Source organism: Flavobacterium sp. PLA-DH12 (assembly GCF_059511845.1).
On sequence record NZ_JCAMPD010000004.1, the window covers coordinates 48,239 to 60,766 of the forward strand.

Here is a 12,528-nt window from a genome sequence, read left to right on the forward strand (position 1 = left end):
AGAGAAAAAATGTATATACCTTTTGAAAATTTACCAGGTGAATCTAGAGTCTGGATTTACCAGTCGAACAGAAAATTTTCTGAGGAAGAGTTTTCTGAAATAGAAACGGACTTAAAAGCTTTCGTAGAACAATGGGCTGCACATGGCACAAGTCTGGAAGCTTCATTTTTATTGAAATACAACCGATTTATAATATTGGCAGTAAATCAAGAAGTACAAGCGGCAACTGGATGTTCTATTGATAGTTCTGTTGAATTTATTCAAAGTTTAGAGAAAAAGTATAATGTTGATTTGTTAGATAAAATGAATGTTACTTTTAAACTAGGCGAACATATTGCTCATAAACCATTAATTGATTTCAAGAAAATGGTAAAAGATAAGTCAGTTTCTGAGAATACAATTGTTTTCAATAATTTGGTAAACAATATCGAAGAATTCAACGAATCTTGGGAAGTTCCTGCTGCCGATAGCTGGCACAGCAGATTTTTCTAATAGTATTTAAGATATATTTAAAAGGCATAAAATGTAGATTTTATGCCTTTTTTTATGGTTTCAAGTTTTAAGTTTCAGATTCCAAGTTTGAAGCCTAACAGGTTTTTAAAACGTGTCAGGTTTCGTTGCTTAAAAAACTTTTGAAAGGGATGAATTATAAAGTCGATTTGCGCATTTTTGTCAATTTCGACGAAGGAGAAATCTCCGTTAGAAGCTCGACAAAGATTTGTTCTTCGTTGCGGAGCTACTTGAGGAGATTTCTCCTTCGTCGAAATGACAATGATTGTGGTTATTTTGTGTAATACTAATGTTTCTTACAACCTTGGTTTTAAACCTTGGCAAAGTAGGTAAGATAGGTTTTTCTGAAAAACAAAAACGTCTAATCTAGCTCCGATGGGAGCGGTATCTCCCGATTTAGAAAAACAAGGCTTTTTCAGCCGTAGTTTTTGTTAATCGGGAATTTAGCGGACAGCGGGACTGCAAGCTGTTTTAACCGATATTGTTCTGCTTCTAAAAAATATTTATCAACCAGAGTTAATCTAATTTTGTCAAAAATCTAACAATTTAAACGGTTAATTAAACGCTATTTTTGAGTATTTTCGTAGAATTAAATTTTATCCATGAAAATAGCAATCGTTTGTTATCCTACTTTTGGAGGTAGTGGTGTAGTAGCCACAGAGTTAGGTCTCGAATTAGCCAGAAGAGGACACGAAATACATTTTATTACATATAGCCAGCCAGTGAGATTGGCACTTTTGAATCCGAATGTTCATTATCACGAAGTAAATGTTCCGGAGTACCCTTTGTTTCACTATCAGCCGTACGAATTAGCGCTATCGAGCAAATTAGTCGATATGGTTAAATTGTATAAAATAGAGCTTCTGCACGTTCATTACGCCATTCCGCATGCTTATGCAGGTTATATGGCAAAACAAATGCTTAAAAACGAAGGAATTAATCTTCCGATGATTACAACGCTTCACGGAACTGATATTACGCTTGTTGGAAATCATCCGTTTTATAAACCTGCGGTGACTTTTAGCATTAATAAATCAGATTATGTGACGTCAGTTTCTCAGAGTTTGAAAGATGATACTTTGAAATTGTTCAAAATCAAAAATAAAATTAAGGTGATTCCGAATTTTATTGAATTGGACAAAGTCAAAAAAGATCCAAACGCGCCTTGTCACCGTTATGTAATGGCTAATGAAAACGAACGTATTATTACGCATATTAGTAACTTTAGAAAAGTAAAACGAATTCCAGATATCATTAAGATTTTCTATAATGTTCAGAAAGAAATTCCAGCTAAACTGATGATGGTAGGAGACGGACCTGAAAAAGAAAAAGCAGAAATTTTATGTCAGGAATTAGGAATTTTAGATAAAGTCATTTTCTTTGGAAATAGCCACGAGATCGACAAAATCTTATGTATGACCGATTTGTTTTTGTTGCCCTCAGAAACAGAAAGTTTTGGTTTGGCAGCATTGGAAGCAATGGCATGTGGTGTTCCGGTAATTTCAAGTAATTCTGGTGGATTGCCTGAAGTTAATTTTGATGGCTTTTCTGGATACTTAAGCAATGTTGGAAATGTTGAGGAAATGGCACAAAATGCATTAAAGATTCTAAAAGATGATGCAGTTTTAAGTCAATTTAAAGCAAATGCTCTGGAAGTGGCAAGGAAATTTGATATTAAAAACATATTGCCTAAATATGAAGCTTTATACCAGAAAGCGGTTGACGATTACAAATTGGAGAAGCACTAATTAAAAAAGATAAAATGAAAAAAGTAATTTCTGTTTTAGCGATTTTTGTTTTGGTTTCGTGCGGAGTGAAGAAAGTTGAAAATTCAAATGCATTGTACGAAGTTTTAACAACGCAATCGGACGGTGGAGGAAATATTAAATTTTTCGAGATTTTAACTGAGCCTAACGAAATTAAAATGCTTGAAAATGATCCACTTTTGGCTAATAAGATGAAAAATCCAGATGTTCACGATTATAATTATGTAATTTTGAATATGGGCGAAAAAAATACAAGTGGTTATACTATTGATGTAGAAAAAGTCGAAGAAACAGATAAAAATATCATTATAACAGTAAAAGAAAATAGCCCTGCAAAAGACGCGATGACTATGTATGTTATTTCATATCCTTATACCGTTGTGAAAATCCATTCTAAAAAACCGATTATCATTAATTAAGAGCTAAAGTGTTTTGAAGTAATAAAAAAAAGCCTGTCGCTTAAACGACAGGCTTCTTCTTACAATTATTTTTTATTTTTATTTAGAATCTGAATTTGACACCTAAACCAACATCAAATCCGAAATTATCATCGTCATAATAACCTGAACCAATTTCTGGTCTTGCGTCCAATGATAAAGTAAGTGGCACTTCTTTAAATCTATATTCTATACCGATATCTCCAGCTGCAAAAACATAAGTTCCGCTATCGTTATATTTGTAGTTGTTATTGTAGTAATCGTGATCCCAAGCAGCTAGTCCACCTCCGACACCAGCATACCAGTTAAAACCTCCGTCGATATTCCAAACCCATTGGTAAAGAGCAACTCCTTTTATTGCGTCTACATCACTGCTGTTTCTCCATCCTAAATCAAATTCAAGTCTGTTTTTTTGATTTAATCCTAATTGGTATGATATTTCTCCTCCAAATCCGTTGTTGTCCCCTAAACGTAATCCTAAAGCGTGCTTCGAAATTTCTTGCGATTGAGCCGTAAATGCTAAACCAAGAAGCATAATGGCAGATAAAAGTATCTTTTTCATAAAAGTGGTAAATTAATTTTTTTCAAATGTATTATTACAGTCAGATAGAGAACGTATAATATTTTTGAAAATTGTTATATAATTTACATTTTTGGAAATTTGAAGCGTTAAAATTCTTAAAAAAACTGTTTCTGAGCGTCCTATTTTAGTATTATCGAAGAAATTAGCTGAGAAGTGAGAAGATCTTCCATTTCTAATAGATTTTCTTCTTCGGCAAAATTGCTGGCTTTATAAGAAAACAGTTTCCAGCGTTTTTTATGATATTCTAAAGCGGTTAAATTTTCTACCCAGTCACCAGAATTCAGGTATAGAGTGGAACCATGTTTGTTTTCTTTTGTGACGATTTTAGGCTCATGAATGTGCCCACAAATAACATAATCGTAATTTTTTTCTATGGCTAGATCGGTTGCAGTAGTTTCAAAATCGGAAATAAATTTTACTGCTTTTTTAACGCTTGCTTTTATTTTTTTAGAAAAAGAATAGGGTTCACGTCCTAGTTTAGCCAAACACCAGTTAGCAAATCTATTGGTTAGAATTAGATAATCGTAACCTAATCCACCTAGTTTTGCAATCCATTTTGAGTGCTGAACAGAGGCATCAAAAACGTCTCCGTGAAAAATCCAAGCTTTTTTATCGTCCAATTCTAAAACCAATTTATCAACAAGAGCAAAATTTCCCATATTCATATCACTGAATTTTCGAAGTATTTCGTCATGATTTCCAGTGATATAATACACCTTTGTTCCTTTAGAAGCCATTCCGATAATACGTTGAATAACTCGTAAATGTGCTTTTGGAAAATAAGATTTACGAAACTGCCAAGCATCAATTATATCACCGTTTAAAACTAAAGTTTTGGGTTTAATGCTTGAAAGATAGTTGTTTAGTTCTTTTGCGTGGCTTCCGTAAGTTCCTAAATGAACATCAGAAAGAACGACCAATTCGACATTTCTTTTTTTCAATTTTTCTTGATTTGAAGTTTTACAAATGAAAGAAAGTTTGTGAAATTTGAGTTTATTAAAAGGTTATTAAAAAGAGGATAATTTTACCAAATTGTGATTTTTATCCCATTTAATGTTTCGTTAATAATACCAGTTTTAAATTTTTTAATTTAATTCATAAAACTTACATTTGCTCAAAACAAAACACAATGGCAGGAAACAGCTTCGGCACACTATATAAAGTAACTACATTTGGAGAATCTCACGGTGAAGCTTTAGGCGGAATTATTGACGGATGCCCTCCAGGAATACAATTAGATTTTGAAGCAATTGAAGTAGATATGGCTCGTAGAAAGCCTGGTCAATCGGCAATTGTTACACAAAGAAAAGAACCAGACAGCGTTCAGTTTTTATCGGGAATATTTGAAGGTAAAACTACCGGAACTCCAATTGGTTTCATTATTCCAAATACAAATCAAAAATCAGACGATTACTCTCATATAAAAGATAACTACAGACCAAGTCACGCCGATTATGTTTACGATCAGAAATACGGTTTTCGTGATTATCGCGGTGGCGGAAGAAGTTCTGCAAGAGAAACAGCAAGTAGAGTAGTAGCGGGTGCAATTGCAAAGCAAATGCTGCCTGAAATTAAGATCAATGCTTATGTTTCTTCAGTTGGTCCAATTCATTTAGAAACACCTTATCAGGAATTAGATTTTTCTAAAATTGAAAGCAATCCAGTTCGTTGTCCAGATGAGAAATCTGCAGTGATCATGGAAGAATATATTCGTGACATCCGTAAACAGGGAGATACTGTTGGCGGTGTTGTAACTTGTGTAATTCAGAATGTTCCAGTTGGCTTAGGAGAGCCGGTGTTTGATAAACTTCATGCAGAATTAGGAAAAGCAATGCTTTCTATTAATGCAGTAAAAGGTTTTGAATACGGAAGCGGTTTCTCTGGTTCTGAAATGAAAGGAAGTGAACATAACGATTTATACAATCCTGACGGAACTACAAAAACAAATCTTTCTGGCGGAATTCAAGGTGGTATTAGCAACGGAATGGATATTTATTTCAGAGTTGCTTTTAAACCTGTTGCAACTATCATGCAGACTCAAGATTCTTTAGATAATAAAGGAAATATTACACCAATGACAGGAAAAGGACGTCATGATCCGTGTGTAGTGCCTCGCGCAGTGCCAATCGTAGAAGCGATGGCCGCAATTGTTTTGGCAGATTTTTATTTAATCAACAAAACATATTAATAAAAGGTAAGACAGTGAGGGTCTTATATTTTAATAATTAAAAAATAATTTAATGCAAGAAGTTACAGAAACTAAAAAACAATCATTTTTTTCGGGATTAACAGGGCAGATTATAATTGCAATGGTTCTTGGAGCCATCTTAGGAATTATATTGCATAATACCATTTCACCCGAAGCGGCGCAGGCATTTAGCAGTAAAATAAAAATGCTGGCCACCATCTTTATTCGTTTGGTGCAAATGATTATTTCCCCATTGGTTTTTACAACTTTAGTGGTTGGAATCGCGAAATTAGGTGATATTAAAACTGTTGGAAGAATTGGAGGGAAAGCTATTGGGTGGTTTTTTACAGCTTCATTTATTTCTCTTCTAATAGGATTGTTTTACGTAAATGTTTTACAGCCAGGTGTTGGTCTAAAACTGGATCACGTTGATATGGCAGCAGCTTCTGAAGTTACTGGTAAAACACAAAACTTGTCTTTTGATAATTTTGTTGAACATATCGTACCAAAAAGTATCGTTGAAGCAATGGCAACGAATGAGATTCTGCAAATTGTGGTTTTCTCGATTTTCTTCGGATTGGCAGCGGCTTCTTTAGGGCCTACTGTAAAGCCAATAATTAGTGCTTTCGATAAATTGTCGCACATCGTTTTAAAAATGGTAAACTATGTAATGAAATTTGCGCCAATTGGAGTTTTTGGAGCAATTGCAGGTGTGTTTGCGATAAGAGATGCAGAAGAATTGGTAATTACTTACTTTAAATTTTTCGGTTCGTTTTTAATTGGTATCAGTACTTTATGGGTTATTTTAATTGCCATTGGATATATTTTCCTTAAAGGAAGAATGACTGAATTGTTAAGACGTATTACTGGACCTTTGGCTATTGCTTTTGGAACAACAAGTAGCGAGGCCGTATTTCCTAAATTGACAGAAGAATTAGAAGCTTTTGGAGTAAAAGATAAAATCGTTTCTTTCATGTTGCCACTTGGATATTCATTTAACCTTGACGGAAGTATGATGTATATGACTTTTGCGAGTATTTTTATTGCTCAATTCTACAATGTACATTTAGATTTAGGAACGCAAATGGCAATGCTTTTAGTTTTAATGCTTACTAGTAAAGGTATTGCAGGCGTGCCAAGAGCAAGTTTGGTTGTAGTGGCTGCAACCTGTGGTATGTTTGATATTCCGATTGAGGGTATTGCGTTAATTCTTCCAATTGACCACTTCTGCGATATGTTTAGAAGTGCTACTAATGTATTAGGAAATGCATTAGCGACTTCTGTTGTAGGACAATGGGAGGAAAGTAAAGAATAAAAATAGTACTGAGATTTTAATTTTTTATCTTAGTTATTGAAATAATATTTGAAAAGCTGTATTTTTTTATGAAATGCAGCTTTTTTTTATTTTAAAGTGTATATTTGATCAAATTAGCCGATTAATGCCCCACAAACGGATTTTTTTACTTTTTCTATTGGTTCTGAATTGCCTTGCCAATTCAGCAATCGCGCAATCTAATTGTAACCTCGATCCTAAAATTGAGAACAATGTAAAGAAAGCGCTTTTAAATTTTAGAGAATCCAATTTCGAAAAATCACTCATTTATTCCAGAGTTGCCCTTAATGCTGCAACAGCAATAAAAGATTATTGCCTTACGGCTCGCTCGTATAATATTATAGCTGCCAATTATAACGAATTGGAAGAGTATGATAAAGCCATTTTTTTCTATAAAAAAGGTTTGTATTATGCTAATAAAACTACTAACGATTCTTTAAAATGTAACCTTTATAATAATTTAGGGAACATGTATTGTTTTGGAAAAGAACAATTTGATGAGGGAATTCGGAGTTATAAAAAAGCAGTAGCTTACGCTTTGAAAATAAATGATTTAAAAGAGGTTTATTTTACAAACGTAAATATTGCATGGGCTTATTTTGATATTGGAAATTACAATCAGGGATATCTATTTTTAAAGTATGTAAATAGTACTAAAATAAAGTACAATGACGAATCGACAGAGGTTATTGTTGCTATGTTGAATGGTATTTACGCCAGCTATAAAAATGATAATAAGGAAGCCAATGCTTATTTTTTGAGTGCTATTGAATCAGGTAAAAAATGTCAGGAAAAAATAGATCTGTCACGTGCTTATTTAGAATATTCACATTTTTTAAATAAAACCAACAGACATAAAGAAGCTTATGATGCACTTGTTAAACATTATGATATTTCAAATAATCTATACGATGTTAAGAAAATAAAAAAGGCATCTCAAGCTGGTTTAAGTCTAGAATTGGACGAATATAAAAGACAGATTGATAAAGTTGAGGGAGAAAAAGTAGAGCAATCTCAAAGTTTAAGGAAATCAAAAATTATTGTGATTCTCTTTGTTTTGATTTCACTGATTCTTTTAATTTTGATTATTACGCTAATAAAGAACATTCGATACAAGAAAAAACACAATTTAGAGCTTCTTAAAGCGAAAGAAATTGCAGAAGAAGCCTCTTTACTTAAAACGCAGTTTATATCGACTATAAGCCACGAATTGCGTACTCCGCTTTATGGTGTGGTCGGAATAACTAATATGTTGCTCGAAGAGCATAAAGAAATTTCAAGAAGTCAGCATTTAAGTTCTCTTAAATTTTCTGCTAGATATTTGTTATCCTTGGTGAATGATATTCTGCAGATTAATAAAATTGAAGAAAATAAAATTGTTCTCGAAAACTTGACTTTTAATATTTCTGATGAAATTACAGTAATTAAAAACTCGCTTTCTTTTCTTTCCCAAAAAAATAATAATAGAATTTCTACCAATATAGACTCAGATATTCCTGAGTATTTAATAGGAGATAAACTGCGTCTTGCCCAAATATTAATGAACTTGGTAAGTAATGCATTAAAATTTACTAAAGATGGACAAGTTGAAATTAATGTAAAGCTGAATAAAGTAGAAGGGAAGCTGTATTATTTAGATTTCTTAATTAAAGATAACGGTATTGGGATTGCGATTGCAGATCAGAATAAAATTTTTGAGAAGTTTGTTCAAGTTGGCAGAAGAGACGAAGATTATCAAGGGACAGGTTTAGGGCTTAGTATTGTAAAAAGATTGTTAGGGCTTTTTGGAAGTACCATTACATTGGATAGTGATCTCGGAAAAGGAACTGCGTTTTCGTTTACAATTGCTTTTGAACATGATTTAGCGAAAACTAAAAGTATTATTAATGAAATAGAAGTTGATCTGACTTCAAGCGAAATTTATAAAATTTTAGTTGTCGAGGATAATCTTATCAATCAGCTTGTGACGAAGAAAATTATTGAAAAGAATAATTATTCTTGCAAGGTTGTAGATGACGGTTTTGCTGCACTTAAAATTTTAGAAGAAGAAGCGTTTGATCTGATTTTAATGGATATTAATATGCCTTTAATGAACGGATTTGAAACTACCAAACGAATACGTCTTCAAGGTATAGAGACTCCAATTGTAGCCTTGACCGCTTTTGATAAAGATGAAATTACAGATGAAGCGATTTCATCTGGAATGAATGATATAATTATTAAACCTTTTGAGCCGGTTAAATTATTTAAAATAATCAATTTCCTTATAAAAGAAAAAAACGCTGTTTAATACCAGCGTTTTTTGTTTTTCTTAGCGTTTGTTGATTTTCTAGATTTATGAGCACCGCCGCTTCTGTTTGAGCTTTTAGGCTTTTCTCCAGCTTCCGGACTTCCAGAATGCCATTGATACGGATGATCTGCAATTGTTTTTACATCAACCTTGATTAATTTCTGAATGTCTTTCCAATATGGAAGTTCGTCTTTTCCGCAGAAAGAAATTGCAATTCCGCCGTTTCCAGCACGACCTGTACGACCAATGCGGTGAACATAAGTTTCTGGAATATTCGGCAAATCAAAATTGATTACATAAGGTAATTGCTCGATGTCAATTCCTCTTGCCGCAATATCAGTTGCAACTAGAACACCAACTTCTTTATTTTTAAAAGCGTCTAGAACTCTTTGTCTTGCATTTTGTGATTTGTCTCCGTGAATTGCTTCTGCAGGAATATCTTTTTTGCGAAGTGCTTTTACAACATTGTCTGCACCGTGTTTTGTTCTAGAAAAAACAAGCACGTTTGATAAATTTTCTTCTTTAATTAAAGTATATAGCAAGTTTCTTTTTTCTGTTTTATCAACAAAATAAACACGCTGCTCTACATTTTCGGCAGTAGATGAAACGGGAGAAACTTCTACTTGCGCTGGATCTTGAAGGAACATTTCTGCCAGTTCGCGAATTGCGATTGGCATTGTTGCAGAGAAAAGTAAAGTTTGTCTATTTTTAGGGGTAAGCTTTACGATTTTTTTTACGTCGTTTATAAAACCCATATCCAACATCTGATCGGCTTCATCAAGCACTAAAGTGTGCAGATGGTTTAGATCAAGAAAACCTTGTTTGTGAAGGTCAAGCAAACGTCCCGGAGTGGCAATTAAAACATCGACTCCGTTTTTTAAAGCATCTACTTGGGGATTCTGAGAAACTCCTCCAAAAATAGTCAGCTGTGTTAAATTGGTATATTTTGCGTAAGTGTCAAAGCTTTGCCCAATTTGTACCGCCAATTCACGAGTAGGTGTAACTACAAGCGCACGAATAACTTTGGCTTTTTTTGACGAGCCAACAATTCGGTGCAATTGGTGTATGATTGGAATAGCAAATGCTGCCGTTTTTCCTGTTCCTGTTTGCGCACAGCCAATTAAATCGCGACCTTCTAAAACAATCGGAATTGCTTTTTCTTGAATTGGGGTCGGATTTAGATAGCCTTCTTCAAATACGGCTTTTTGTATACTTTTTGAAAGTGATAGATCTTCGAATAACATATCTTGGTGATTAACTATTTTAGTTTTAAGTCTAAAATGCCGTGCAAAGATAGGTTTATTCAGTCAATCGTTTGTTTGAATTGGCTTTTATTTGGCAAAAACCAATTTGTTATACTCGCAATTGGCTTTTTTAAATCAGTCTTTTTCGATGTTTGCTTTGACAAAATCGGTTACTAAATAACCAATTAATTTGCCGATTAAGTTATTGTTCGGAGAATTGTCTAAATCTGGCGCGCCTTCGCAAATATGCAAATAAGCTGCGTTTTTATGTTCACCAAAGAAAGAAACAAACTGTCTTAGCTCTTCAACCGAAAATCCGCTTATCGTCATGGCACTGCTGGCAATATTCGGAATTGCATCAAGGTCAACTTCGATTCCAAAAGCATCATTTTTAATAAAATCCAAAGCTGTAATCATTTCGCGATTAAAATCTTTTTCTTTTCTAATATTAACGCTATCGTAGGTATTATAGCGAACACGATCTTCCAGTTTTTTTATAATATCTAAAACGCTTTTTGAAGTGTAGTTTTCGTGAAGTCCAAAAATGAAATATTTCTTTAAAAAACCTTCTTCATAAGCATACGAAAAGCCATTTCCGCTATGACGGCCTTCTAAAATCCTGAAATCAGAATGTGCGTCAAAATTTACGGCGTTTACAGGTTTCCCTTTCGCAAGAGCGGCACCTTTAATATTTCCGTAAGCATTATTATGGCCTCCACCAATAATTATGGGTGTTTTTCCCGCTTTAATTATTGTAAAAATAATATGAGATACTTCTTTGTCTATTTTTTCAACCAGCTGGCTTAATTTTGAGCGATCATCAATGTCGTTAAAATCAAGATTTTCGACATCGCGCATTTCTTGAGAAACATTAATTTGACCTAAGACAATAATGTTACTGCCTTTGCAAAATCTATTATGCTGAATATTGGCAATACTTTTTATAGCAGACTGCCATGCCGAAGCAGCTCCAGGTCTTCCGTAATTGGCACGCACACCAATATCTTCTGGAATTCCTAAAAGCACATATTTAGCTTCGCTTTCTTTAAGAAAATTAACTTTGTCAACTCCTGGCGGAATGACAATCATCTTTTCTCCGAACTTTATTTCACCACTTCTATGATTTGTGACTTTTGCCAAATCATTTATAGTGAAAGGGATTAATTTTTCCATGAAAAAAATTTATTTTCCAAAAATAATATAATTGTAGAAACTTACGTTATTACCTTATATTAATTCTTAAATTTGTTATTAAAGAAAATTATTTAAATATGGAAAACCCAAAGAACAACAATTCAAGTCTAAAGGCGGTAATCGCAGTTTTAGCAGTCCTACTAATCGGTAGTTTAGTGTATATTTTTAAATTATCTTCTGATACAGAGGTAGTTAAAACAGAGCTTACAACAACTTTGACTGAGAAAGAATCTGTAATGAAAGATTTACAGGAGTTAAAAGCGACTTATGATGCTGCAATTGCTGAAAACACTTCTATGTCTGACGAATTAATCCAAGAAAGAGATAAAGTAGTGGCTTTAATGGATGATTTGAACAAGTCTAAAGGAGATGTTTCTAAATACAGATCTCAAGTTCAGGCAATGCAGAGCAAAATGAAAACTTTAGTTGCTGAAAACGATGAGTTGAAAAAACAAAATGGTGTTTTAACTACTCAAAGAGATAGTACTATTGTAGTTTTAGGAGAATCTAAGAAATATAACGAAGTATTAGTTGGTCAAAACGAAGAACTAGCTAAAACTGTAGAAAAAGGTTCTAAATTATCTGTATTAAATACAAAAACTTCAGCTTACAAATTGAAAAGCTCTGGTAAACAAATCGAAACAGATAAAGCAAGCCGCGCTGATATTTTGAAAGTTAGTTTTACAATTGCTGAAAATCAAATTGCAAAATCTGGAGACAAAACGTATTATGTTCAAGTTATCGATGCTAAAAACAATGTTTTAGGCGAAAAGAAAACAGAAAGCTTTGGAGATAATACATTAACTTACAGCTTCAAAACTACAGTGAAATATGAAAACAAAACTGTACAAGTTAGTGAAGACCTTCCAGGAAAAGATTTCGCAAAAGGAACTTACTTCATCAATGTTTTTGATAATGATGAATTAGTTTCTAAAACTAGTTTCAGTTTAAGATAATTTGCCAAAGGGATAAAATACCACTTA

11 protein-coding genes are annotated in these 12,528 nt (G+C 33.3%); 7 read left to right on the top strand and 4 right to left on the bottom strand.

The genetic code is table 11. The annotated features are described in order from the left end of the window. The first annotated feature begins 9 nt into the window (after nucleotides 1-9). From AC5ZCW_RS08980 to AC5ZCW_RS08990, 3 genes are all read left to right on the top strand, one after another. Entirely contained in the window at nucleotides 10-492 is a 483-nt protein-coding gene (locus tag AC5ZCW_RS08980) for a hypothetical protein (RefSeq protein WP_026730146.1), read from the top strand. 620 nt (nucleotides 493-1,112) lie between these two features. Next, nucleotides 1,113-2,258 (top strand): N-acetyl-alpha-D-glucosaminyl L-malate synthase BshA, encoded by a 1,146-nt coding sequence (gene bshA, locus AC5ZCW_RS08985; RefSeq protein WP_095930507.1) that lies wholly within the window; start codon nucleotides 1,113-1,115, stop codon nucleotides 2,256-2,258. A 14-nt stretch (nucleotides 2,259-2,272) separates the two neighbouring features. Further along, a complete protein-coding gene (locus AC5ZCW_RS08990) occupies nucleotides 2,273-2,695 on the top strand; it encodes a protease complex subunit PrcB family protein (RefSeq protein WP_496119217.1) in 423 nt (140 codons plus the stop codon). An 82-nt stretch (nucleotides 2,696-2,777) separates the two neighbouring features. Here AC5ZCW_RS08990 and AC5ZCW_RS08995 read toward each other — a convergent pair whose 3' ends face one another. Both AC5ZCW_RS08995 and AC5ZCW_RS09000 read right to left on the bottom strand, forming a co-directional pair. Continuing rightward, nucleotides 2,778-3,275, bottom strand: coding sequence for a hypothetical protein (locus AC5ZCW_RS08995; protein WP_281633224.1), 498 nt, complete (start codon nucleotides 3,273-3,275; stop codon nucleotides 2,778-2,780). Nucleotides 3,276-3,415: 140 nt separating this feature from the next. Continuing rightward, on the bottom strand, nucleotides 3,416-4,237 hold the full coding sequence (locus tag AC5ZCW_RS09000; RefSeq protein WP_202003969.1) for a UDP-2,3-diacylglucosamine diphosphatase: 822 nt from the start codon (nucleotides 4,235-4,237) through the stop codon (nucleotides 3,416-3,418). 188 nt (nucleotides 4,238-4,425) lie between these two features. On the opposite strand from AC5ZCW_RS09000, the gene aroC reads away from it, so the two are divergent. The 3 genes from aroC (at nucleotide 4,426) to AC5ZCW_RS09015 (ending at nucleotide 9,107) form a co-directional block, all read left to right on the top strand. Beyond that, nucleotides 4,426-5,484 carry a chorismate synthase gene (gene aroC, locus AC5ZCW_RS09005; RefSeq protein ID WP_496119219.1) on the top strand — a complete coding sequence of 353 codons (1,059 nt, stop codon included), beginning with the start codon at nucleotides 4,426-4,428 and terminating at the stop codon, nucleotides 5,482-5,484. 52 nt (nucleotides 5,485-5,536) lie between these two features. After that, nucleotides 5,537-6,799, top strand: a complete 1,263-nt coding sequence (locus AC5ZCW_RS09010) for a dicarboxylate/amino acid:cation symporter (protein WP_343541902.1) — start codon at nucleotides 5,537-5,539, stop codon at nucleotides 6,797-6,799. Between the two features lie 124 nt (nucleotides 6,800-6,923). Beyond that, the gene (locus AC5ZCW_RS09015) at nucleotides 6,924-9,107 is read left to right on the top strand and encodes a response regulator (protein WP_343541905.1); all 2,184 of its coding nucleotides are present in this window, start codon (nucleotides 6,924-6,926) and stop codon (nucleotides 9,105-9,107) included. Here the strand turns inward: AC5ZCW_RS09015 and AC5ZCW_RS09020 are convergent. Next, nucleotides 9,104-10,351 carry a DEAD/DEAH box helicase gene (locus AC5ZCW_RS09020; protein WP_343541908.1) on the bottom strand — a complete coding sequence of 416 codons (1,248 nt, stop codon included), beginning with the start codon at nucleotides 10,349-10,351 and terminating at the stop codon, nucleotides 9,104-9,106. The genes AC5ZCW_RS09015 and AC5ZCW_RS09020 overlap by 4 nt on opposite strands. A 135-nt stretch (nucleotides 10,352-10,486) precedes the next feature. Next, nucleotides 10,487-11,524: a formimidoylglutamase gene (locus AC5ZCW_RS09025; RefSeq protein WP_496119222.1), complete on the bottom strand. Its 1,038-nt coding sequence runs from the start codon at nucleotides 11,522-11,524 to the stop codon at nucleotides 10,487-10,489. 98 nt (nucleotides 11,525-11,622) lie between these two features. Here AC5ZCW_RS09025 and AC5ZCW_RS09030 point away from each other — a divergent pair, with 98 nt between their 5' ends. Next, nucleotides 11,623-12,501, top strand: a complete 879-nt coding sequence (locus AC5ZCW_RS09030; protein WP_343541914.1) for a DUF8428 domain-containing protein — start codon at nucleotides 11,623-11,625, stop codon at nucleotides 12,499-12,501. The last annotated feature ends 27 nt before the right edge of the window (nucleotides 12,502-12,528 follow it).